Annotated in this window: 24 protein-coding genes; 19 read left to right on the top strand and 5 right to left on the bottom strand. The window is 65.7% G+C overall.

Features of this window, described 5'->3' with window-relative positions; translation table 11 throughout:
- Window positions 1-6 precede the first annotated feature (6 nt).
- Together KBW95_RS18365 and KBW95_RS18360 are read left to right on the top strand one after the other, a co-directional pair.
- Window positions 7-240: a hypothetical protein gene (locus KBW95_RS18365; RefSeq protein WP_373888820.1), complete on the top strand. Its 234-nt coding sequence runs from the start codon at window positions 7-9 to the stop codon at window positions 238-240.
- A gap of 256 nt (window positions 241-496) precedes the next feature.
- On the top strand, window positions 497-760 hold the full coding sequence (locus tag KBW95_RS18360; RefSeq protein ID WP_211526502.1) for a hypothetical protein: 264 nt from the start codon (window positions 497-499) through the stop codon (window positions 758-760).
- Between the two features lie 71 nt (window positions 761-831).
- Here the strand turns inward: KBW95_RS18360 and KBW95_RS18355 are convergent, their stop codons facing one another.
- The 3 genes from KBW95_RS18355 to KBW95_RS18345 all read right to left on the bottom strand — a co-directional run bounded on the left by KBW95_RS18355 (window position 832) and on the right by KBW95_RS18345 (window position 5,693).
- On the bottom strand, window positions 832-1,542 hold the full coding sequence (locus KBW95_RS18355) for a glycine-rich domain-containing protein-like (protein WP_229429861.1): 711 nt from the start codon (window positions 1,540-1,542) through the stop codon (window positions 832-834).
- 298 nt (window positions 1,543-1,840) lie between these two features.
- Window positions 1,841-3,694 (bottom strand): CHASE domain-containing protein, encoded by a 1,854-nt coding sequence (locus KBW95_RS18350; protein ID WP_229429860.1) that lies wholly within the window; start codon window positions 3,692-3,694, stop codon window positions 1,841-1,843.
- A gap of 241 nt (window positions 3,695-3,935) precedes the next feature.
- Window positions 3,936-5,693: a glutamine--tRNA ligase/YqeY domain fusion protein gene (locus KBW95_RS18345; protein ID WP_211528984.1), complete on the bottom strand. Its 1,758-nt coding sequence runs from the start codon at window positions 5,691-5,693 to the stop codon at window positions 3,936-3,938.
- A 143-nt stretch (window positions 5,694-5,836) separates the two neighbouring features.
- Here KBW95_RS18345 and KBW95_RS18340 point away from each other — a divergent pair, with 143 nt between their 5' ends.
- The 7 genes from KBW95_RS18340 (at window position 5,837) to KBW95_RS18310 (ending at window position 11,044) form a co-directional block, all read left to right on the top strand.
- Window positions 5,837-5,989, top strand: coding sequence for a hypothetical protein (locus tag KBW95_RS18340; RefSeq protein ID WP_211528983.1), 153 nt, complete (start codon window positions 5,837-5,839; stop codon window positions 5,987-5,989).
- An 86-nt stretch (window positions 5,990-6,075) separates the two neighbouring features.
- Window positions 6,076-6,366 (top strand): DnaJ domain-containing protein, encoded by a 291-nt coding sequence (locus KBW95_RS18335; protein ID WP_159696031.1) that lies wholly within the window; start codon window positions 6,076-6,078, stop codon window positions 6,364-6,366.
- Window positions 6,367-6,415: 49 nt separating this feature from the next.
- A complete protein-coding gene (locus KBW95_RS18330) occupies window positions 6,416-6,931 on the top strand; it encodes a hypothetical protein (protein ID WP_211528982.1) in 516 nt (171 codons plus the stop codon).
- Window positions 6,928-7,716: a hypothetical protein gene (locus tag KBW95_RS18325; protein ID WP_211523320.1), complete on the top strand. Its 789-nt coding sequence runs from the start codon at window positions 6,928-6,930 to the stop codon at window positions 7,714-7,716. Before KBW95_RS18330 ends, KBW95_RS18325 begins: the two co-directional genes overlap by 4 nt.
- Before the next feature lie 17 nt (window positions 7,717-7,733).
- Window positions 7,734-8,606 carry a hypothetical protein gene (locus KBW95_RS18320; RefSeq protein WP_211528981.1) on the top strand — a complete coding sequence of 291 codons (873 nt, stop codon included), beginning with the start codon at window positions 7,734-7,736 and terminating at the stop codon, window positions 8,604-8,606.
- Window positions 8,603-9,814: an MFS transporter gene (locus KBW95_RS18315; RefSeq protein ID WP_211528980.1), complete on the top strand. Its 1,212-nt coding sequence runs from the start codon at window positions 8,603-8,605 to the stop codon at window positions 9,812-9,814. Before KBW95_RS18320 ends, KBW95_RS18315 begins: the two co-directional genes overlap by 4 nt.
- Before the next feature lie 288 nt (window positions 9,815-10,102).
- Window positions 10,103-11,044, top strand: coding sequence for a 4-hydroxyproline epimerase (locus tag KBW95_RS18310; protein WP_229429858.1), 942 nt, complete (start codon window positions 10,103-10,105; stop codon window positions 11,042-11,044).
- 93 nt (window positions 11,045-11,137) lie between these two features.
- Here KBW95_RS18310 and KBW95_RS18305 read toward each other — a convergent pair whose 3' ends face one another.
- On the bottom strand, window positions 11,138-11,899 hold the full coding sequence (locus KBW95_RS18305; RefSeq protein WP_211528979.1) for an AraC family transcriptional regulator: 762 nt from the start codon (window positions 11,897-11,899) through the stop codon (window positions 11,138-11,140).
- A 202-nt stretch (window positions 11,900-12,101) separates the two neighbouring features.
- On the opposite strand from KBW95_RS18305, the gene KBW95_RS18300 reads away from it, so the two are divergent.
- From KBW95_RS18300 to KBW95_RS18255, 10 genes are all read left to right on the top strand, one after another.
- Window positions 12,102-12,998: a dihydrodipicolinate synthase family protein gene (locus KBW95_RS18300; protein ID WP_211528978.1), complete on the top strand. Its 897-nt coding sequence runs from the start codon at window positions 12,102-12,104 to the stop codon at window positions 12,996-12,998.
- On the top strand, window positions 12,995-14,113 hold the full coding sequence (locus KBW95_RS18295; RefSeq protein ID WP_211523325.1) for an FAD-dependent oxidoreductase: 1,119 nt from the start codon (window positions 12,995-12,997) through the stop codon (window positions 14,111-14,113). Before KBW95_RS18300 ends, KBW95_RS18295 begins: the two co-directional genes overlap by 4 nt.
- Complete coding sequence (locus tag KBW95_RS18290) at window positions 14,106-14,378, top strand: 2Fe-2S iron-sulfur cluster-binding protein (protein WP_211523468.1); 273 nt, start codon at window positions 14,106-14,108, stop codon at window positions 14,376-14,378. The genes KBW95_RS18295 and KBW95_RS18290 overlap by 8 nt, the downstream gene beginning before the upstream one ends.
- Window positions 14,375-15,625: an FAD-dependent oxidoreductase gene (locus tag KBW95_RS18285; protein ID WP_211523326.1), complete on the top strand. Its 1,251-nt coding sequence runs from the start codon at window positions 14,375-14,377 to the stop codon at window positions 15,623-15,625. The genes KBW95_RS18290 and KBW95_RS18285 overlap by 4 nt, the downstream gene beginning before the upstream one ends.
- A 34-nt stretch (window positions 15,626-15,659) precedes the next feature.
- A complete protein-coding gene (locus KBW95_RS18280; RefSeq protein ID WP_211528977.1) occupies window positions 15,660-16,880 on the top strand; it encodes a Xaa-Pro peptidase family protein in 1,221 nt (406 codons plus the stop codon).
- 147 nt (window positions 16,881-17,027) lie between these two features.
- Entirely contained in the window at window positions 17,028-17,498 is a 471-nt protein-coding gene (locus KBW95_RS18275) for a hypothetical protein (RefSeq protein ID WP_211528976.1), read from the top strand.
- A 74-nt stretch (window positions 17,499-17,572) separates the two neighbouring features.
- Window positions 17,573-18,238 carry a hypothetical protein gene (locus KBW95_RS18270; protein WP_211528975.1) on the top strand — a complete coding sequence of 222 codons (666 nt, stop codon included), beginning with the start codon at window positions 17,573-17,575 and terminating at the stop codon, window positions 18,236-18,238.
- A 106-nt stretch (window positions 18,239-18,344) separates the two neighbouring features.
- On the top strand, window positions 18,345-19,373 hold the full coding sequence (locus KBW95_RS18265) for a sigma 54-interacting transcriptional regulator (RefSeq protein WP_229429857.1): 1,029 nt from the start codon (window positions 18,345-18,347) through the stop codon (window positions 19,371-19,373).
- A 209-nt stretch (window positions 19,374-19,582) separates the two neighbouring features.
- Window positions 19,583-19,858, top strand: coding sequence for a hypothetical protein (locus KBW95_RS18260; RefSeq protein WP_211528974.1), 276 nt, complete (start codon window positions 19,583-19,585; stop codon window positions 19,856-19,858).
- Window positions 19,855-22,497, top strand: coding sequence for a tyrosinase family protein (locus KBW95_RS18255; RefSeq protein WP_211528973.1), 2,643 nt, complete (start codon window positions 19,855-19,857; stop codon window positions 22,495-22,497). The genes KBW95_RS18260 and KBW95_RS18255 overlap by 4 nt, the downstream gene beginning before the upstream one ends.
- On the opposite strand, the gene KBW95_RS18250 is transcribed toward KBW95_RS18255, so the two are convergent.
- The gene (locus tag KBW95_RS18250; RefSeq protein ID WP_211528972.1) at window positions 22,494-23,126 is read right to left on the bottom strand and encodes a cysteine hydrolase family protein; all 633 of its coding nucleotides are present in this window, start codon (window positions 23,124-23,126) and stop codon (window positions 22,494-22,496) included. The two genes, KBW95_RS18255 and KBW95_RS18250, sit on opposite strands and share 4 nt — an antisense overlap.
- Between the last annotated feature and the right edge of the window lie 99 nt (window positions 23,127-23,225).

Raw genomic sequence — 23,225 nt, 5'->3', positions numbered from 1 at the left:
CGGCCTATGAAGAAGCCGATGACCTACGAAGCCTACCTGGACGAAGTGACCACCCTGATCGTCGAGAAATACAATCTCGACGACGCCGCCGCGATCAAGCTCGTGGTCGACGCCCAGGATGCCGGATACTTCGTTGCCCACGACGACAAGCCGGAAATGCGCACCCTCGACCGCGCGCACGCCGATGCGCGCGCCCTGTACCAGGCAAGCGCCTTCGCCAAGCCCAAGCGCGGCAAGTAAGCCTCCCTCCCGGCCGCCGCGCGCGGCCGATTCTTTCCTTCAATTGAGCCCGGCCGTGCTTCGCATGCCGGCGCCGCTTCACGCCCATTCGCATCAGCAAAAAAATGCGGTCTTGAGCAAAAGTTAAGCAATGTATGTATGATTTCGCATTCCGCGAAAAAAGCCATATAAATGGTGCCGTTTTGGCGTCAGGCTCTAACTTTCGCTGTGAATTCTAAGAATTTAATTAATTAATAATATTCCTGAAAGAGCCGCCATGCCCATCCGCCGCCTGCCTCCCCATGCGCAGTACGACCCCAACCGCGTCCTCGACGCCATCATCGACAAGCTGCGCCTGAAGAACGACGCCGCGCTCTCGCGCGTGCTGGAAGTCGCGCCGCCCGTGATCAGCAAGATCCGCCACAACACGCTGCCGATCGGCGCGACGCTGCTGTTGCGCATGCACGAGGAGAGCGAGTTCAGCATCCGCGAATTGCGCGCGCTGATGGTCAAGGCCGACGGCGCTTCCGCGCCGGCCTGAAGCCCGAAAACGCCCGCGGCCGGGCGGCGGAGCGAAGTCCGCCGTGCCGGCCGCGGGGAGGGATGGCGGAATCAGGCCGCGAGCTGCGCCTTGCCCGGCGAAGCGCACCAGGCCGTCTGGTTCGCGCTGGCGACTGCCTTGCCGGGGGAAGCACACCACGCGGTCTTGACGGCTTCGGCCAAGACCTTGCCCGGCGACGCGCACCATGCCGTGTCGCTGCCCTTGCCCGGCGAAGCGCACCACGCGCTGTCGCTGCCCTTGCCCGGCGAAGCACACCATGCGCTGTCGCTGCCCTTGCCCGGCGAAGCACACCACGCGCTGTCGCTGCCCTTGCCCGGCGAAGCACACCATGCGCCGTCGCCGCCCTTGCTCAAGGCCTTGCCCGGCGCAGCGCACCAGGCCGGATCGCCGGCTTCCATCAGCGGCTTGCCCGGCGAGGCGCACCAGGCTTCCTGGCCCGTGGCCGGTGCGCCGAATTCGGCGGCGTACAGTTCGCGCATGCGTTCGCCGGCGCGCACCTGTTCGCCTTCGACGGCCTGCTCGCCGATGCCGACATACGGATAGTGGTGCAGGAAGTAGCCGAACACCTGCTCGCAGTCGCGCGCGTACTTCATGGTGTCGAGGATGTGGTAGTGCCAGAAGGTGTCGACGTCGACCGTCGGCGACGCCTGCTCGTCCGGGTACTTCTTCATCAGGAACAGGTAGCGCCGGTATTCCGCTTCGACGGCGTTGGCGCGCACTTCGGACCAGCCTTCGCCGGATTCCACGTGCATCAGTTTCATCTTGATCGGTGTGAGGTCAAGTGCTTCAAAAGCTGCAAATTCAGTTTTCGTCGACATCGTGTTCACCTCTGTTGTCAGTATTTTGATGGTGGATACTGCTGGGTCCCTGTTTTGGTTGAAGCGGGTAAGGCGAATAATCCTCCTGCATGAATGGATGGAGAAACAAGACGGCATGCCGTCTTGAGCGTTCACAGCGATAACCATTTTCCTGCGGGCAGTCAGTGGAAATGTTGAGCTTGCTCAACCATTGATTGATGTGATTTTTCAACCACAACTGCCCAGCGGAATGATTTCTGCGTTAGGCGGCCACGGCGACCGAGGCGGCGCGGATGCCGTCCTGGGCGGGCGCGATGGGCCCGGTAACGGGGATCGTGACGACGATCGTGGTCCCGGTCTCCGGGCCGCTGCTGACCGAGAACGAGCCGCCCAGGATGCCGACCCTTTCCTCGATCCCGACCAGGCCGAAGGAGCCGTTGCGGTTGCGGCTGCCAGGCTGCATGCCGACGCCGTTGTCGCGGATGGTCATGGTGAGCATGTCGGCGTGCTGGCGCAAATCGATCCAGACCCGGGTGGCGTGGGCGTGGCGCGCCACGTTGTTGAGCGATTCCTGCAGGATGCGGAAGAAGGCGGTGGCGCAGTGGTCGTCGATGCGGTAGTCGCCGTCGTCGTCCACCAGCTCGCAGGCGATGCCGGTGCGGCGCGCGAAGTCCGCCACCTGCCAGTCGACCGCCGCGCTCAGGCCCAGGTCGAGCACGTTGGGCCGCAGGTCGTTGATGATCTGGCGCACGCTGCGGATGGTGACGTCGATCTGGCGCACCGTGGCGTCGGCGCGCGCATGCAGGCGCTTGTGGCCGCCCCGGGTGCGGTTGGCCAGGAATTCGGCCTCGATCTTCAGCGCCAGCAGGCTTTGCGCCAGGTCGTCGTGGATCTCGCGCGCGATGCGCTTGCGTTCGCCTTCCTTGATCTGTTCCGCGTGCGCCGCCAGCAGGCGCAGCTTCTCGTGGCTGGCCTGCAGCTTGGCCTGGCTGGCCCGCAGCTCGCGCGTCATGTCCTCGGCCATGCGCAGGGCGTTGCGGCGCGAGAAGGCCATGGTCTGGAACAGCGCGTACAGCAGGGCCGTGCTCATGAAGCCGGCGAAAGCGGCCAGCCACGGGTAATAGATGTCGAAGCTGGTGTAGAGCGCGGAGCGGGGAATGCTGAAGTCGGCCCGCCACAGGCGCTGGTTGAACTCGATCGGCAGGCTGGCCGAGAACACGCTGGCGTCTTCCGGCGGCAGCGCCGGGTGCGGGTCCCTGGCCGTGGCCTGGCTGTCGTAGAGAATGGCGCGCGGCGGCGCTTCGCCCGGCTCGGGCGGCACCTCGGTCAGGTCGGTGACCACCAGGCGCGTGCCCTTCACCGGGAATTCGTCCAGGATGCCGCCCATCAGCCGGGCCACGCTGAAGCCGATACCGGCCGAGCCCATGTAGGCCAGGCGGCGTTCGGCCACGGTGCCGGTCGGCATGCCGATGCGGTAGACCGGCATGCGCAGCGCCTGGCTGCTCTGGTTCGGTCCGGGCTGGAGCGCGATGCGCGTGCCCGAGGCGCTCAGGATGTTGGCGTCGCGCGCATGGGCCAGCACCTGGCGCGTGTAGCCGCGCGCTTCCAGGTCCATGCCGAGCTTTTCGAGCGAAGGGCGGGAGCGCGGTTCGATGTAGACCAGCACGGTATAGGTGTCGCGGCCGGGCAGGGGAACCAGCGGCGCGGCGTCGCCCTGGATGCCGAGCATGCGCATGCGTGCGCGCAGCTCGCGGTCGAGCTCGGCGAGGCCGTCGGCGTGCACCGTGCGCGCGTAATTGATCACCTCGATGCCGGGAAAGTTGCGTTCGATGTCGAGCTGCTCGACGTACTGGCGGAACTCGTCGGCGCTGGTGTATTCGCTGGCGCGAAACAGCCCGGCCGTCCCGCGCAGAAGGTCGCTATAGCTCTTGATGCGGGCATCGATGGTGTACTGGGCCGCGCGCGCCATGGTGCGGAAGCGGGTGCTGGCGTCGCTCTCGATCGCTTCGGAGGTGGCCAGGTGGGCGCCGGCGCCGACGAGCAGCGACAGCAGCGCTCCCGTCAGCAGGGTTGCCGGGTTGGCGAACATTCCGGCGGGATGGCGGTCTGGCATCATCGTTCTGGTCCTGAAGCGAAACATGCGCGCTTCGCAGTTAGTGCGGCGCGTCAATATTGTTACGCTAAGCAATGTCATTACGTATGATACCTAGCAAAAATGACAGGTTTTGTAGAAATACAACGTATGTTGCCTGTTATGCACGGGCGTGCGGTGCTATAGCGGCGTTTCGCACGGGCGGACGATGCGGAAAGGGCAAAAAAAAGACCGCCGCAGCGGTCTTTATCGGGGAAGCTGGCCCTTATTTGGCCCAGCTGTCCTTGAGCGTGGTCACGCGATTGAAGACCGGCTTGCCCGGCGTCGAATCCACGCGGTCGGCGACGAAGTAGCCGTGGCGCTCGAACTGGAAGCGCTGGTCGGCCACCGCGTCCTTCAGGCCCGGCTCCAGGTAGGCGGTGATGGTCTCGAGGGCGTTCGGGTTCAGCACGGCCTTGAAGTCCTTGCCGCCGGCGTCCGGCTGCGGTTCCAGGAACAGGCGGTCGTACAGGCGCACTTCGGCCTCGAGCGCGCTGGCGGCGCTGACCCAGGTGATGTTGCCCTTGACCTTGTAGTTGTCCGCGCCCGGCGTGCCCGACTTGGAATCCTCGAAGTACTTCACGTGCACGGCCGTCACGTTGCCGTCCGCATCCTTGTCGTAGCCGGTGCACTCGACCACATAGCCGTACTTCAGGCGCACGCGCGCGCCCGGCTGGTCGCCCACCGGAGGAGTGAAGCGGAAGTAGCCCTTGGTCGGCACTTCCATGAAGTCCTCGCGCTCGATCCACAGTTCGCGGGTGAACGGGAAGGTGCGCACGCCCCATTCAGGATGGTGCGGGTGGACCGGCGAGGTGCACTCGTGGGCCTCGCCTTCGGGGAAGTTGTCGACGATGAGCTTGAGCGGACGCAGTACGGCGATGGCGCGCGGCGCCTTCGGATCGAGGTCGTCGCGCAGGGCGCCTTCCAGGGTGCTCATGTCGATCCAGCCGTCGGCCTTCGAGACGCCGATGCGCTCGCAAAACAGCTGGATCGATTCCGGCGTGTAGCCGCGGCGGCGCAGGCCGACGATGGTCGGCATGCGCGGGTCGTCCCAGCCGGTGACGATGCCGTCGTCCACCAGCGAGCGCAGCTTGCGCTTGGAGGTGACCACATAGGTCAGGTTCAGGCGCGCGAATTCGTACTGGCGCGGCACCGGCTTCTGGAAGAAGCCGCCTTCGGCCAGGGTTTCGACCAGCCAGTCGTAGAACGGGCGGTGGTCGGTGAACTCCAGGGTGCACAGCGAATGGGTGATGTTCTCCAGCGCGTCCGAGATCGGATGCGTGTAGTCGTACATCGGGTAGATGCACCAGTTGTCGCCGGTGCGGTGGTGGTGCGCATGGCGGATGCGGTACAGGGCCGGATCGCGGTTGGTCATGATCGGGGACGCCATCGCGTCCTCGCTCATCTTGGCGCGCAGGATGTGCTCGCCGTCCTTGTACTTTCCGGCCTTCATGTCGCGGAAGATCTGGAGCGACTCTTCCACCGGGCGGTTACGGAAGGGCGAGTTGGTGCCCGGCGTACCGAAATTGCCGCGGTTCCTGGCCATCTCTTCGGCGCTCTGGCTGTCGACATAGGCCTTGCCGGTCTTGATCAGGTACTCGGCCATCTCGTACAGCTTGTCGAAATAGTCCGACGCGTAGTACAGGTGCTCCTTGCCTTCCTGTTCCCAGGAGAAGCCGAGCCACTTGACGCTGTCCATGATGGTGTCGACGTATTCCTGCTCTTCCTTCTCGGGATTGGTGTCGTCGAAGCGCAGGTGGCACAGGCCCGCGTAGTCGCGCGCCAGGCCGAAGTTCAGGCAGATCGATTTGGCGTGGCCCACGTGCAGGTAGCCGTTGGGCTCCGGCGGGAAGCGCGTGATCACGGGCGGCAGGCCCGCGCGCTTGTGGGTGCCGGCCGCCAGGTCGTTTTCGACGATGGCGCGCACAAAGTTCGACGACAGCGGATTTCCTGCCGCTGCCGGGTTATTCTTGTCGTTACTCATGAAGAATGGTGTTGGATAGGTAAGTTCGGGGCATTTTACCGTAGACGGGGCCGCTCCGGTCCCCTATGTGGTGGAGCGCACCGTCAGGATGGCCCCCAATGCGCATACTTGGGGACAGCTCAACCCCTTGCAAGGTCGAACCCATGAAAACCCTCGCCACCCATCCGGACCTGGTGCGTGCCTGGCTGTTTGCGCTCGGCGGCCTGCCCATGCCCGCGCTGCCGGCCGCGCCGCAAGTTGTCCCCGTAGCGCCCGTGCATCCGCCCGAGCCGCCATTGCCACCCTACAGGCACTGAACAGCTTGTTATCAATCTGGCAAGCCTGACAGCTTATCCTTTTATAGTGGATAATCTCGCCTTTGCCGATCGCCGGAGAGTCTCAAGTGGAAAATTTATACGCGATCCTCGGCGTCGCGCCGAACGCCAGCGACGACGAGATCAAGAAGGTCTACCGTTCGCTGGCCATGCGCTACCACCCGGACCGCAACCAGGCGCCGGGCGCGGAGGCGCGCTTCAAGGCCGTGACCAAGGCCTACGAGATCCTGTCCGACCCCGCCAAGCGCGCGGAATACAACCAGAGCGTCAACCACCGCATTGTGCTCGATGCCGAGGCCGAGGCCTTCGAACTGTGGCGCTCGCTGTTCGCGCTGAATGGCGTCAATCTCCAGGCCTGAGCCACGGCGCCGCGCTGCGCGGCCACCACCGAATCAACAGGATAGAACAATGAAACACGTACATCCCGAATTCTCGTTCCAGTCGCGTGAACTGGAAGGCCAGATCGAGGGCACCCTGGGCGACCCGCCCAACCGCAAGAACTACGACATGATGGTCGGCGCCCTGGTGTCCGAGTATGCCAGCGGGTCCGGCCTGGACGATGTCAACCTGATGGCCTTCGCCCTGGTCGACCGCATCCGCTTCACCGACCCCAAGGGCCTGATGCGCGAAGCCGCCGACTACGAGGGCGGCGACCCGTCGCGCGTGTTCGCGATGGCCGAGTGCGATGGCGAGGGCGGCGCGGCCATGTACGACTCGATGATCGCGAACCACCCGGAACTGGCGCGCCAGGCCATCATCACCGCCTTCCTGTACAAGAACCAGGGCCGCTGGGACGACGTCGACCAGTCGCTCGACCAGCTGGCCGAGGGCGAGGACGACGACGAGGGCGATGAGATGGACAGCACGGCCGCATCCGACGACTTCACCCAGCTGTTCGACCAGGAAGGAGGGGACCGCGAATGAGCGACGAAGGTAATAAAGGCAGCAACCTGCCCGCGCTGACCAAGCAGGTCGGCGACCTGGTGCTGGCCGGCTCGCTCGAACACGCCGAAGAGGTGTTCTCGAAAGCGGCCGACGAACACGGCGACTACGCCGTGGCCCAGGTGCTGCAGGACCTGCCGCCGCAGGTCACCGCGCTGCACCTGTCAGGCTTCGACGGCGCCAAGACCTCGCTGGCGACCATGCTGGTGCCGCCCAAGGCCTGGGCCGACAGCCTGGCCTATATCGCCGCCACCTGGCCGGACAACATGATCGAGGACGACCCGGAGCGCATCGCCGAGAACCTGTTCAACCACGTGCACGGCGTGGTCTATGCCCAGGACGACGAGGACCGCCGCAACGAGCTGCTGGCCGAGGCTTCGGCCACCGACCATGGCGCGACCGTGTTCGCGATCCTGTGGTCGTTGGCGCCGAAGGACATCCTGGAAGTGGCCGGCGAGATCATTTCCAAGGGCCGCTACGTGACCGCCCAGACCAGCGGCGACAGCGACATCGTGCCGCTGGCGGTGGACCTGGCCAAGGCCAGCGAGGACGGCTGGGAGCGTTCGCTGCTCGAGCTGTTCCCGGAATTCCGCCACAGCGCCGAGATGGCCGACATCGAGCTGCCGGACGACCCGGACGAGGAATCGGAATTCATGCAGCGCTCGACCCGCGAGCTGCTGTACCGCCTGCGCAAGCAGGTGCCGTCGGTGCGCAGCATGCCGCGCCGCAGCACCCGCCGCAGCCTGGGTACGGACATCTTCTCGTGAGCGGGGCCAGCGGAGCCATGCTGCCAGCCATCGTCATCGAGAAGCCGCCGCGCCTGGTGCGGGCGATCAAGCTGCTGTCCACCGAGGCTACGGCCGACGAAGCGGCGATCCTGGCGGACGAACTGTCCGGGATCACCGCCATGGTGGCCGAGAAGTTCACCAACGACCGTACCGCGGAAGGCATCCAGCGCGCCCAGCTGCTGACCGTGGGCGGCCTCTCGCTCGGTCTCGAACACCTGGTCGAGAGCGAGGACGACCTGGACGCGCTCGACGTCCTGATCGAGGAGGGCGCCGAATACGTGTTCCAGGCGGGCTTCCGCCTGATCCGCGAGCTGGCCGCGCTGCCCGAGGACAGCCTGATCGGCGAGTACGACAACGATCCGGTGTACTCGCAGCGCCGCCTGAAGGAACTGTTCGTCGATATCTGCACCGCCGATCCGGGCGAAAGCTGGTCGGGCTACGAGCGCTACCTGGGCCAGGTGGAGCAGCGCAAGGGCGTGCAGGCCATCGTGCGCGCCGCCCAGTGGCTGCGCCGCCATCACTACGAAGGTCCGATCAACGATCCGGACCTGAACGCCGAAGGCGTGATCGCGCTGGCGATCATCTTCGCGGTGGAAGGCGGCGCGCGCATCACCGCGCGCGCGGGGCAGAAGGAGTTCGAGCGCTTCGTCAAAGCGGTGCGCAAGAACCAGCCGGACTTCGAGACCGGCTGGGCGGAACTCATGGCGCGCATTCCCGATGCGCACAAGGCCATCATCGCCGAGCGCATCGACACCTACCGCACCCATTGCACCGTGCTGCAGAACATCGGGACCAAGGCCAGTCTCAAGCAGCTGTTCGCCGAGCTGGAAAACTACGCCGGTTCCGAACTCGAGGCGGATTACCCGTGAGTGCGCCGCGTGGTCGGATCGCGTCCGGGAGCATTGAGTTCCGGCGCATCAACCGCGCAATGGCATTCGGGGGCTTTTCGATCTTCGCCCTCCTGTACTGCGTCCAGCCGCTGATGCCGCTGCTGGCGCAGGATTTCCATCTCACTCCCGCGCAGAGCAGCCTGGCGCTGTCGGTGTCGACCGCGACCCTGGCGGTGGCGCTGCTCGCGTCTTCCAGCGTGGCCGACCGCTTCGGCCGCAAGACCGTGATGGTCGCGTCGATGTACTTCGGCGCGGTGCTCACCTTGCTGTGCGCCTTCACCTTCGATTACGCCCAGCTGGTCGGGGTGAGGGGACTGCTCGGGCTGATGCTGGGCGGGCTGCCCGCGGTGGCCATGGCTTACCTGAGCGACGAGATCGAGCCGACCTCGCTCGGGCTGTCGATGGGCATGTACATCAGCGGCAGCGCGTTTGGCGGCATGAGCGGGCGCGTGATCTCGGCCCTGATCAGCGACTTCGTCTCGTGGCGCATCGCCGTCGGGCTGCTGGGCGCGGCGGGGCTGTACGCGGCCTGGGAGTTCTCGCGCAGCCTGCCGCCTTCGCGCCATGCGGATACGCGGCCGCCGCGCGGGCCCGGGTTCATCGACGGACTGCGCGTGCACCTGCGCGATCCAGGGTTGCCATGGCTGTTCGCGGTGCCTTTCCTGCTGATGGGGTCTTTCGTCAGCCTGTACAACTACATCGGCTACCGGCTGCTGGCGCCGCCGTTCGAGCTGCGCCAGAGCGCGGTCGGGGCGCTGTCGCTGCTCTACCTGCTCGGGATCTTCAGCTCGATGTGGGCGGGGAAGCTGGGCGACAAGCTGGGGCGGCGCAACGTGCTCTGGCTGGTGATGGGGGTGATGATCGCGGGGTTGCTCATCACGCTGCACGATTCGGTGTTCGCGGTCGTGCTGGGCGTGGGACTGGCGACCTTCGGCTTCTTCGCCTCGCATTCGGTGGCCAGCAGCTGGGTGGGGCGGCGCGCCAAGCCCCCACAGGCGCTGGCGTCGGGCATTTATCTCTTCTTCTATTACCTCGGGTCGAGTGTGGTGGGGTGGGCTACCGGCTATGTATGGGAGCAATGGGCATGGCCGGGCGTTGTGCTCATGCTGGGAGCGATTCTATTGGTAGGGCTCGGAATTGCCTTGCGCCTGCGTTCACTTGCACCAGTGCCAGTGGTCCCAACCTGAGTAGGTTAGCTTGACCTGGCTGCATGGCGAATGCAAAGACGCAACGTTCCTGATCTATTGTCAGCACTAAGATGTGCGCTATCGATAATCATCGGTTCCTATCGAATTACAGTAGTCTCATTCGGCCGTTCCGGGCTTTCAGGTCGAAGAGGACGTTATACCCTAGCTTGGTGTGCCTTTTTCCATGCAGAACAGGCCCAGAATGCACAAGACCGCCTCGGCCACTGACGGTAGTCTGGTGCCACGTAGATGCCAGTGCGGGATAGTTCCGATAACAGTAGAGCCGAGATGAAAAAAATATCGATCATCGATTCACACACGGGCGGCGAGCCGACTCGCCTCATCATCGATGGAGGGCCGGACCTGGGTAGTGGCCCCTTGTCCGGGCGGCTGGCCCTCATGCGCGAACAGCATGATCACGTTCGCACCGGCACCGTGTGCGAGCCGCGAGGGTCGGATGTCCTGGTCGGGGCGCTGCTGTGCGAGCCCCATGCGGACGACTGCGCCGCCGGCGTCATCTTCTTCAATAACGTCGGCTATCTCGGTATGTGCGGGCATGGCACGATTGGCCTGGTCGCCTCGCTGGCCCATATGGGGCGCATTAGCGCCGGGCGGCACCGGATCGATACGCCGGTCGGCGTCGTGACGGCCGAACTCCACGCGGACGGCTCCGTCAGCGTCGATAACGTAGCCTCGTACCGGCTGCAGAAGCGGGTGTCGGTGGCGGTCGACGGCTATGGCACGGTGAACGGCGATATCGCCTGGGGCGGGAACTGGTTCTTCCTGGTGGAAGATCATCCTTTCGAGATCAAGCCGGGCAATATCGAAGCGCTGACCCGGTTTTCTGAAGCGATCATGGACGCGTTGCGGGAACAGGGCATTACCGGCGCAGGCGGGGCGCTGATCGATCACGTGGAGTTGTTTACGGCGTCCCAATCGGCGGACAGCAGGAATTTCGTGCTCTGTCCGGGCAAGGCTTACGACCGCTCGCCGTGCGGTACCGGGACCAGCGCCAAGCTGGCTTGCCTGGCGGCGGACGGCAAGCTGGAAGAGGGCGCGGTCTGGCGGCAGGAGAGCGTTATCGGCAGCGTGTTTGAAGGCAGCTATCGGCGGGAGAATGGGGGGATTGCGCCGACCATTCGCGGCACGGCTTGGGTGAGCGGGGAAGCGACGCTGATCTTCCAGGAGGATGATCCGTTTGCCTGGGGTATTGCGGGACAAGACGCTTAGATTGCGGGCGTTACGGCTGTGCAGCGAACTTGGACCCCGTCCTTCGCCGGGGCGACGGTTTCAATGCTAACGAAGGAATGCGCTCAACTATGACTACGCGTTCGTTGCGTCCACGCCATTTCTCACGTGTACCGCATACTGGGTCGGACTCATGCCAACATAGGACTTGAACTGCCGGCTGAACGCGCTGTGATCCGTATACCCGCATTCGTAGGCGATGTCCGCAATCCTGGCGTCGGGTTTCCGCTCGATCAGGTCCATCGCAGCAGTCAACCGGCACTGCAGCAGCAACTGGCGCGGCGAATGCTGGAACACCTTCTGGAACAGCCTTTCGACGCGCGAAAGGGATAACCCCGCCTCCTGCGCCAGCGCCTGCAGCGACAGGTTCTCGTGGTAGTTCTCGCTGATGGTCTGCGCGATATGCGCGATCTGCCGGTAAGCAGGATGCAGGTCGTCGAGCAGCCCCAGGTCATGCGAGGTGCCGATCAGCCCGATGACTTCTCCATCCTTGCCATACAGCGGCACCTTCTTGGTAATGCACCAGCCCCGGCTGCGCCCCGGATAAATGTGCAGCTCCAGGTGCTTGTCGATCGGCGCGCCCTTGTCGATCACCTTCCTGTCCTGCGCCAGGTAGGTTTCCGCCAGCACGCGCGGGAACAGCTCCAGCGCCGTCTTGCCGATGACATCCTTCTTGTGCCGGACTCCGCAGCGCCGCACCATGGTGAGGTTGATGCTGAGGTAGCGGCCCTCCCTGTCCTTGACGAAATAGGCGATGTCGTTCAGGGCGTCGAATAGCGATTCGACGGCCTCCATGCCGACCCCGTCAAACGACTTAAACGCTGTTACGTCAATCATTCTTCCTCTCCGACCTCCACAATATAGGCGCTTTCCCGATGCCTCGCAATCGCCCAGGCGCCGAGCAGGAGGGTACCCCAACAGGCGTTTGCCCGCTGTGCCGATTTCGGCGCGCTTTGGGCAAGCTTGGAGCAAGACCGCGGGCCCGCCAGGGCCTAGCATGGATACTTTCAAAAGCCATAACCGAAGGAGAGGTATTGCCATGTGGAGAGGTGTTCTTCCTGCCGTGACCACCAAGTTCAAGGACGACGGTTCCCTGGACCATGAGGAAATGATCCGCTGCTTCGGCATCCAGATGGATGCCGGCGTGGACGGCCTGATCGCCTGCGGTTCGCTGGGCGAAGGTCCCATGCTGTCGCACGACGAGCGCATCGAGGTGCTCAAGCTGTGCAAGCAGGTCAGCGGCAACAAGCCCTCCCTGCTGACCGTGGCCGAAGCGGCGACGCGCGACGCCTGCGCCCTGGCCAGGAAGGCCGCGCAAGCCGGCGCCGACGGCCTGATGGTGGTGCCGAGCACCATCTACCACACCGATCCGCGCGAGACGGTCGCCACCCTGAAGGCCATCGCCCAGGCCAGCGACCTGCCGATCATGATCTATTCGAACCGCCTGGCCTACCGCGTCGACGTGACCATCGAGATCATGGAAGAACTGGCCGGCGACACCCGCTTCGTCGCGGTCAAGGAATCCTCGGACGACATCCGCCGCAGCACCGACATCATCAACCGCTTCGGCGACCGCTTCGACCTGCTGACCGGCGTCGACAACCTCGCCTTCGAAGCGCTCACCGTCGGCGCGGTGGGCTGGGTGGCCGGCCTGTGCCTGGCCTTCCCCCATGAAACCGTGGCGATCTACCGCCTGACCCAGGCCGGCCGCTACAACGAAGCCCTCGAGATCTACCGCTGGTTCCGCCCGCTGCTCGACCTCGACGTCTCGACCTACCTGGTCCAGAACATCAAGCTGGCCGAAGCGCTGGCCATCGGTTCCAACGAGCGCGTGCGCGCACCGCGCCTGCCGCTGGTCGGCGAGCGCCGCCTGAAGGCGGAGCAAACCATCAAGGCGGCCATCGCCAAGCGTCCCAAGCTGCCCGCCCTGGTGTGAGCAACCCGGACGTCATTGTCGTCGGCGCCGGCATCATCGGCGCCGCCTGCGCCCTGGAACTCCAGTCCCTGGGGCGCAAGGTGCTGCTCGTCGACGAGCATCATCCCGGCGCGGGCGTGACCGCGGCCGGGATGGGCCACCTGGTCGCCCTCGACGAGACCGACGATGAACTCGACCTGTGCATGCTGTCGCTGGCGCGCTGGGACAGCTATCTGTCCAGGAAGGGCGGCATCGCCGAACACGCGCAGTGCGGCACGCTCTGGGTCGCCGAAGACGAAGCGCAAATGGCCCACGCGGTCGCGCGTGCGGAAAGGCTGGCGCAACGCGGCTGGAGCGCGTCCCTGCTGTCGGGGGCGGAGCTGGCCAGGCTTGAACCTTCGCTGCGCAAGGGCATGGCGGGCGGCGTCCGCGTCGCGCGCGACAGCGCCGTCTTTCCGCCCGCGGTGGCGCGGGAACTCACCGAACAGCTTGTGGCGAAGGGCGGCAGCACCCTGTTCGGCGTCCCGGTCCTGCGTATCGGCAGCAACGGCGTGCAGCTCTCCAGCGGCGAACGCCTCTCCGCTGCCGATGTGGTAGTTGCCGCCGGCACGGGCGTCACGCGCCTGCTGCCCGATATCCCCGTATTTCCACGCAAAGGCCACCTCGCCATCACCGACCGCTATCCCGGCCGCTTGTCCCATCAGCTGGTCAGCATGGGTTATGGTCAGACGGAGGCGGGCAGCGACGCACTGGCGGTCGCGGCGAACGTGCAGCCGCGCGCGACCGGGCAATGGCTGATCGGTTCGTGCCGCCAGGACGGCATCGAGCATGCGGACGTCGATCCGCGCGTGCTCGCACAGCTGCTGCGCTCGGCCATCGACCTGCTGCCCTGCCTGGCCGAGATGAGGATCCTCAGGAGCTGGACCGGGATGCGTCCCGCGACCCGCGACGGCCGGCCCATCATCGGCCGCCACCCCGCGCTCGACCATGTCTGGCTCGCAGCAGGCCATGAAGGCCTGGGCGTGACGACGGCCTTCGGCACCGCCCAACTGCTGGCCGACCTGATGCTCGGCAGACCGCCCTGCATCAACGCCGGCGTGTATTCACCTTCGAGATTCACCCATGCATATGTCTGAAGTGTTCCGTGCCGAAGTGATCCGCGTCTTGACGGTCGACGACGTCCGGGTCGAGGTTCCCAGCGGCGCCACCGTAGTGGCGGCGCTGGTCATTGCCGGCAAGCTGCGCACCAGGCGCTCCGTCACCCGCCAGCCGCGCTTTGCCCTGTGCGGCATCGGCCAGTGCCAGGAATGCCGGGTGACGATCGACGGCAAACCCCACCAGCTGGCCTGCCGCACCATCTGCAAGGACGGCATGGTGGTCGTCACCGGAGGCAGGGCATGAGGCCTGCCGACCTGCACATCGTTGGCAGCGGCCCGGCGGGGCTGTCCGCGGCGCACACCGCGATCAATGCCGGGGCCAGGGTTTGCCTGATCGATAACGATCATGCGCCGGGCGGCCAGATCTGGCGGGGAGGACCCGACAAATGGACCGATTCCCGCGCCCTGGAGATCTGGAAGACCCTGCACGCGCATCCGCATTTCACGCGTCTTTCGAACGCGCAGGTGATCGGCAGCGTCGACTGCAATTCCCTGCTGCTGGAGGTAAAAGACGAGCCGGTGCGGGTCGACTTCGAGCGCCTGCTGATCTGCTCGGGCGCGCGCGAGCTGTTCCTGCCTTTCCCTGGCTGGACCCTGCCTGGCGTTACCGGCGCGGGCGGCCTGCAGGCGCTGATCAAGGGCGGAATGCCGGTGCAAGACCGCAGCATCGTGATCGCCGGGTCGGGGCCTCTGCTGCTCGCCACCGCGCTCACCGCGATGGAAGCGGGCGCACGGGTAGAGGCCATCGTCGAGCACCAGGGCTTGCCGCAGTTGTCGTCCTTCGGCCTGGAACTGCTGTTGCGGCATCGGGAAAAATTCCGCCAGGCCGTGTCGCTGTTTTCGCGCCTGCGGAAGATTCCCTACCTCACCGGTGGCCGGATCGTCGAGGCCAGGGGCCTGGACGCCGTGCAGAGCGTGGTCGTCAGGACTGGCCGCCGCCAGCAGGAATTCGCGTGCGACTTCCTGGCGGCAGGCTTCGGCCTGGTGCCCAACATCGACCTCGCCTGTTCGCTGCGCTGCGACACCGCTAACGATGCCGTCGTGGTCGATGCGCTGCAAAAGACCAACCGCCCGCATATCTGGGCGGCGGGGGAGTGCACCGGCATCGGCGGCGTGGACAAGGCGATCATCGAAGGACGCATTGCCGCGCTCGACGCCCTGGCGATGCTTCCCTCGGCGCAGGACAGGGCAATGCTCAGGCAGAGCCACGATTTCGCGGCGCTGCTGGCGCGCAGCTTCAAGCCGGACGCCTCCTTGAGGGAGATGTGCCTGCCCGGCACCATCGTCTGCCGCTGCGAGGACGTCGCCGCATCGAGCCTGGCGCCGCACCGGAGCTGGCGCGAGGCGAAACTGGCGACACGGGTCGGCATGGGGCCGTGCCAGGGCAAGACCTGCGGCGCGGCCTGCCAGTTCCTGTTCGGCTGGGCGCCCCCGGCGTCGCGGATACCGATCGTGCCGGCAAGTGCGGCGGCGCTATCGCAGATAGAATGAATAGTGGAAGTCATTTGGACATGCAGGAGAACACATGAGTATTGGCGGGAAAACGAAACAGCAGGCGCTCGACGCCCTCGAAAACATGACCGGGCGCGCGGTGCCGATCAGCGTGGACGAACACCAGTCCCGGATCCGGCGCGCGCAGGAGTTCATGCGCTCGAACGGGGTCGCGGCCCTCTACCTCAACGCGGGCAGCAACCTGAGCTATTTTTCCGGCACCCGGTGGAGCCCCAGCGAGCGCATGGTCGGCGCCATCCTCCCGGCGGAGGGAGAACTGGTGTACATCGCGCCCGCCTTCGAGGAAGGCACCATCCAGAAATTCATGCAGGTCCCGGGCGAGATCGCCTGCTGGGACGAGCACGAGAACCCGGCCGCGCTGCTGCGCCAGGTGCTGGAAAAGCTCGGCGTCGCGCCGGGCGCCCAGTCCGCGCCGAAGCTGTATATCGACGAGAGCACGCCGCTGCTGATGTTCGACGCGATCCGCGCCGCCACTGCCGGCTACGTGCTGGAGAACGCCTACCCGGTGACCTCGTTCTGCCGCATGCGCAAGTCCGACGCGGAGCTCGCGCTGATCCAGTGTGCGATGGACATGACGATGGCCGTGCACCGCGCGGCCGGATCGATCCTGCATGAAGGGATCACCACGGCGGAAGTGGAGGAGTTCATCCAGCTCGCCCATCGCAAGGTGGGAGCAAGCGGGTCCTACTTCTGCATCGTGCTGTTCGGCGAAGCGACCTCGTATCCGCATGGCGTGAACTACGTCCAGACCCTCCAGCGCGGGGACACGGTGCTGATCGACACCGGCTGCAAGGTCCACAACTACATTTCCGACATCACCCGCACCTATGTATTCGGCGAGGTGTCGGAAAAGCAGAAGTTCGTCTGGAACGCGGAAAAACAGGCGCAGCAGGCGGCCTTCGACGCCGCCCGGCTGGGCATTCCCTGCGAAGAAGTCGACAAGGCCGCGCGCCGCTCGCTCGAAGCCAATGGCTTCGGACCGGGCTACAAGCTGCCGGGCCTGCCGCACCGGACCGGCCACGGCATCGGGCTCGACATCCATGAAGGGCCCTACCTGGTCGGCGGGGAGCGCAGGCCGCTCGAGCCGGGGATGTGCTTCTCGAACGAGCCGATGATCTGCGTGCCGGGCGAGTTCGGCATCCGCCTGGAAGACCACTTCTACATGACGGCGAACGGGCCGAAATGGTTCACCCAGCCGGCGGCGAGCCTGGACAAACCGTTCGACGCGGCCTGACAGGAGAGGGCGGACTTCGAGCTCGCTTGAAGTCCGTCTTGATGCCTGGCGCTGCCGCCATGTGTTGCTCTTGATCCATTTTTCTCCTACACTCGATTTCACCTAAACCGGGATGCCCGTCATCCTTCCATCGAGCGTCAGGACTCTATGCGCATCTGGACAGCCTCACTCGCCGCTGTCGCGGTTCAGCCTCTCGTATTCGCAGCGCGGCTGGCGCCGGACCACGCCGCTTGGCAGCAAGCCTTGCACAGTGCCGGCCTGGTCTTGCTGAGTGTCGTCGTGCTTGCGGCGGCGAGCGTGCTGCTGGTGGGTATCCCAGGCTTTCTTCTGCTCCGCAAGTTTCAGCGCCTGAACTGGATCTCGCTTGCCCTTGCCGGCTTCGTGGCGGGCACGCTGCCGCTCGCCATCCTGGGCTGGCCGCGCCGCCTCGAAGGATTTTCGGCAGGCGTGAACTGGCACGGTCAATACGTGGACACCTACATCGATGGCCTGCCCACGACCCATGCGTGGCTGATGTTCGGCGAGCAGATCCTGCTCTTCGGCCTCCACGGTGTCGTCGGAGCGCTTGTGTTCTACGCCGTGTGGCGCCGCTCTTCGAAGCATCCATGTCAAGCCTAGCCCTCGTATTCGCTGTCCTGGCCATCCTCCTGGCCGCAGGGCTCATCCCTTTCAATCTGAGGCGGCGGCGGATCATGCGCGCCGCGGCGGCGGCTTCGGCGAGCCAGCTCGAGCACATTTACCAGCTTGTCGAGCGCACCGGTTCGATCGCCTCCAACGGCTATATCCTGGCGCGCACGAACGAGACGAACGACAATCCGGGCTGCCTGATTCCGATCCCGGCAGGCCTGCCGGACTTTCCCTGGGCGGGAAAGGCCATCGAAGTCACCCGAACGAACGATGTGACGTTCCGCTTCGTCGACGCGGAGTCGGCCGCCCAGCCTTCGCTGTCGGGCAAGGTATGCCGCCCGCTGCAGGTTCCCCGCCACCAGACGACAGGCACCGGCCAGGGACGCAATGCATTCGCACCCGAGAAATACCTTGCCGCCAGCGAGGAGCTGGAAGCGGCATTGAAGCAGGTATGTCCCGGCCATCCCAGGGAACTGCTGTCCTATCTCCTGTGCGCCGGCGGCGAAAGCGGCGAGTTCGAACCGATCGACCAGGCCCGTATCGGCGCCAGCCCGGCCTGGGCCCAAAGTCCGGAGCACCAGGACTGCGACGTATGCGGCAGGCGCATGACCCTGGTGCTCCAGCTTCCCGGGACGACGATCGACAGGAAGCACTTCCACAGCGGCATGTTCTACCTGTTTGGATGCGTCAGGCATCCGGAACAGCTCAAAAGTGTCGTCCAACATACGTAGGCGGCGCGGTCCGGCTTCCCAATCCCGCCATATTGGAATACCGTAGCCATATCGATGGCGGCGCCGGCCGCCAGGGGAGCTCAACCATTCCATAGTGCAGAGTGTCATGATGGAAGCCTTCGATACGGATCGCGGCGGCGCCGGCTGCCTGCGCGGCATGGTCGGGCAGTCGCCCCGCTTCCTGGCCGCCCTGAAGCTCATTGCGCGCATCGCCCACTACGACGCGCCGGTCCTGATCGAGGGAGAAACGGGCACCGGCAAGGAGCTTGCGGCCCGCGGCATCCACGACGGCAGCCGGCGGCGGGCGAAGCCTTTTGTCGCAGTCAACTGCGGTGCGATACCAGAGAGCCTGATCGAAAACGAGCTGTTTGGCCACTCGCGCGGCGCCTTCACCGATGCGGGCATCGCCGTGCCCGGACTGCTGCGGCTGGCGCACCAGGGCTCTTTGTTCCTCGACGAAATCGATGCGCTGCCGGCGCGCGGCCAGGTCGCGTTGCTTCGCTTCCTGCAGGATGGCCACTACCGGCCGCTCGGCGCCCAGCATGCGGAGTCGGCGGACGTGCGCATCATCGTCGCTTCCAACCGCAGGCTCAAGACCCTGGTCGGCGAGCACAGCTTCCGCGCCGACCTGCTGTTTCGCCTGCATGTACTGTCGCTCGAGATGCCCGCCCTGCGCGATCGCCCCGGCGATCCGTGGCTGCTCGCGCACCACTTCCTGGACGAATTTGCGCAGCGTTACGGGAGCATCGCCGGTGAAGCAAGGCGCTCGATCGATTCCCATGCGCATGCCTGGTTCGATGCCTATGCCTGGCCGGGCAATGTGCGCGAACTGGAAAACCTGATCCACCGCGTCTTCCTGCTGTCGGACGGGCCGGAACTGACCCTGCCGGCGCCGGATGTTCCGGCCTTGGGCGGTCCGGAGCTGCTCCAGGACGCCGCCGGGGACACCCCGCAAAGCTATGCGGCGGCGCGCACCCAGGCGCTCGACGTCTTCCACCGGCGCTACCTGGACGCGCTGCTCAGGCGCACGCAAGGCAATGTCACCCAGGCGGCCCGCCTGGCCGGCAAGGAAAGGCGGGCCCTCGGCAAGCTCCTGCAGAAGTACCACATCGATCCTTCGCGTTTCCGGATGTGATCTCCGCAAGCCGGGTGGGTCGGTAATGACCCGGTGGGTCCGCCGAACCGGGTGCGTATCGACCCGGCGGGCCGCTATCGCTTGCAAGCTCTCCCCGATTCTCGTGCATTTCGCTTTTTGCCCATGACTGGCATGTGGGTTGCTTGATCCATGCAGACATTGGAAGGTTTGGCATCCCGACGCCATAACCGCAAGGAAAGGAGTACGCCATGCCAGCACCATCGGAAAAGCGGCCGGACCCCGAGTCGACCGAGCACGACGTGGACGGACACGTGGTCCGCATCGTCACCGGGCCCGACCATGAAGAACTGTGGATCGACGGCACGCGCCGCCGCTTCTTCAAGAATTCGGGCGGATATGTCCTTGCCGACAATGCGTATATGCCGGCGCGCGAAACGCTGCTCGAGGCGGTGCGCGATTACCTGCGCCAGTCCGAGCGCGAGCGGGGCGGCACGGGACAAGACGAACAGCGGGGAGAACGATGATGCGCTGCCGAAAAAACTTCACCGAGCTGACCCCGGTCGAGCGCGAGCGGCTCGGGGATGCCTTCAACGACGTCTTCAGCCGCGGCGTCATCGCCAGCATGGGCACCGAGCATAACGATCACTTCAACCACGGCATCCACTGGGGGCCGGCCTTCCTTCCCTGGCACCGCCACTTCCTGCTGCGGCTCGAATGGGAGCTGCGCCAGTTCGACGACCGGGTCAGCCTGCCGTACTGGGACTGGACGCGCGCGGACTCGCAAGATATCGACGCCGAGCCGTGGAAGTCCTTCTTCGGCGGACGCAACAAGAGCGGCGGCCGCTTCGACCACTGGGACTTCGTGCGCCGCAGCGATGCCGCGGGCAACGTGCTTCCCAGCCTGGACCAGGTGCTTGGCGAGCTCTCCGCCGGCAACTACGCGGCCTTCCGCGCGATCGAATGCGGCACGCACGTCAATGCCCACGTCTGGGTGGGCGAGAGCATGGCCGGCGGCCGCTCGCCGGACGATCCCCTGTTCTACCTGCACCACTGCAATGTCGACCGCATCTGGGCCATCTGGCAGCTGAATCACCCGGCACCCGGCGTCGAACAATACTCGACCGGCCCGAGCACCTGCAACGAGGACGAGGATGCTTTCGTGGGCCTGAATTCGCCCATGCACGGCGGCGCCACGCCCGCGTCGATGCTCGACCATGTCGCGCTCGGCTATGTCTACCATCGCGACGACCTGCTGCTCGCCGCCGCCCAGGCAAGAGGCATGGCGGGATTCATCCCGGGCGATCCGCTGACGGTCACGTTCGAGACGCCCCAGGTCACTTTCAACGACGTACCCGAGGGCGACACGACCCACCGCTCGGCCTTGTTCAAGATCGTCGGCTGCGGTGGGCTGATGTTCGAGGCCGCGATCACTTCGGGGCCCTTCACCCTGGCGGACCCGAGTCCGTATTCCTTCCCCGGCAGCGATTTCCCGACCGACCAGTTCAGGATCTGGGTCCAGTACACCGGCCAGGCGCCCGGCACGCTCGCGAACGGCACCATGCGTGTCGTCGCGCACAACATGTTCGGCGACGAGCTCTGGCGCGACGACGATATCCCGATCGTCGCCAATTCCGTCCGGCGCCCGCGTGCGTCCGTCACCATGGTGCTCGACGAGTCGGGCAGCATGCTCGCGAATGCCGGCAACAACCGGATGCGCCTGGAAGTGCTGCAGTTCGCGGCCACCACCTTCGTCGACCAGCTCTACGACGACAATGGCGTGGCCATGGTGTCGTTTTCCGACGCCGCCCAGACCGTGCGCGACCTCGAGGTGGCCGGGCCGCTCACGTCCGGCGTGCGCAACGACGTGCGCCTGAAGATCACCCAGCACGGTCCGCCCGACGCCTATCCCCACACCTGCATCGGCGCCGGGATCCAGCAGGCGGCGGACCTGATCGCCGCCTCGCCGATCAAGGGCGACTTCGAGATCAATGCCACCATCGTTTTCACGGACGGCATCGAGGACCGCTCGCCCAGGATCGCCGACGTCCAGCACCTGATCACCGACCGCATCTACGCCGTGGGCGTGGCCGACGCGGCCAACGTCCAGAACGACATCCTGCGCGCGATCGCCAACAATTCGGGCGGCTTCATGCTGGTCACGGGCGCGCTCGCGCAGGACGACGAATTCCTGCTGGAGAAATTCTTCATCCAGATCCTGGCGGGGGTGCTCAACCGGGACATCGTGCGCGACCCGCCAGGATCGGTGGGATTCGGCGAGATCGCGCGCGTGCCGTTCTCGATCACGCGCTCGGACATCGCCTTCGACGCCGTGGCCCTGACCCGCGCGCCGCATTTCCTGGCCGTCGCCCTGCAGGCGCCGGACGGAACGGTCATCGGCGTGCCCCAGCTCCCGCCAGGCGCCTACCGGCCCGGCGCGACCTCGCGCAACCTGCGCGTGACCCTGCCGGTCTTGCACGACGGGAAAGAGCATTGGGAGGGCGAATGGCAGCTGCTGCTGGCGCTGATGGGCCGCGGCTACACAACCGGGCTGGCGAACATTTCCGCCGTCGCGGCGCCGGGGCAGGGGCCGCGTCTTCCCTTCCATGCCCTGATCCACGCGCGCTCCAACCTGCACATGCGCGCCACGCTCAGCCAGACCGGGGTGGCGCCGGGCTCGACCTTGTACCTGCGCGCCACGCTTACCGAATACGAGCGGCCGCTCGCCACCCACCCTGTCGTCAACACGACCGTCACGCTACCGGATCACTCGACCGCCCTCGTCGCGCTGCACGAGACCGACACCGGGGTGTTCGAGGCGGCCATGCTGGCCACCCAGGACGGCGCCTACCGTTTCCATGTGGTGGCGGAAGGGCTGGCCTCGCGCGGCGCGAAGTTCACGCGCGAGCAGCTGCTGACGGCCGTGATCGGGCGCGCGCCCCAGCCCGGGGATCCGCGGCCGGGCGAGGGTGGCGATGGCCACGACGGCAAGGGCGACGATGGTGTCAAGGATCTGCTGTGCTGCCTGCTGAGCGAACGGGTGCTGACCGGCCGCTTCGCCGAGCTGGCCAAGCAGCTCGGCATCGATATCGAGCAGCTGAGACGGTGCGCGCGGCACGTTTGCCGTCCGCGCGACGACAAGGACCAGCCGCCGATCTTGCGTTAGGCCTTCAGCAGTCCCCGTGCGCGCTGGTTCGAGGCGTAGATGTTGTCCCGGCCCAGCGCGGCGCGGTCGGCCACGGCGCCGATCCAGGCGCCGGTCGTGGTCACGGTCGCGAAGCTCGAGTGGAACACCACGCTGAATACGCGGTGGATTTCTTCCGCGCTGGCCTTGCCTGCCGCGTTCTCGTAGGGCAGGGAACCGCTGGCATCGCCCAGGACCTCGACCTGCAGGCCGTTGTGGGCCGCTTCCAGGATGGTCGAGGCGTTGCAGTTGTGCGTCATGTAGCCGGCGATCGTCACGGTGTCGATCCCGTTGTCCGCCAGCCATTCGCGCAGGCCGGTGCCGGTGAAGGAGCTGGCCAGGGTCTTGTTGATGCGGTGGTCGGCCGCCTGGGCGGCGATGGCCGGGTGCAGCTGCCAGCCGTGCGAACCCTTGGCGAAGATCGGCGAGTTTTCCGGCGCGTCGTGCTGGACCGTGATCACCGGAATGCCGTGGGCGCGCGCGGCTTCCATCGCGCGCACGATGTTGGGCAGCGAGCTGTCGGCCGGCGGATGGGTGATCGGCATGCCGCCGTCGAAGTATTCGTTCTGGACGTCGATGACGATCAGGGCGCGGCGTGGGGAATGGGACATCTGTGGCTCCTTCAGGTGGTGAGTGAGCAGCCATTTTCTGGTTCCCAGCCAGAACGCGACAGTGGCCCGATGGTCAATGTGCGATAAAATCGGGCCAAC

Origin of the sequence: Massilia sp. ZL223, assembly GCF_018119395.1 — a bacterium.
Classification (GTDB): domain Bacteria; phylum Pseudomonadota; class Gammaproteobacteria; order Burkholderiales; family Burkholderiaceae_D; genus Telluria.
The sequence above is the reverse complement of the archived record's forward strand: the minus strand, read 5'-3'. Positions and strand labels throughout refer to the sequence as shown.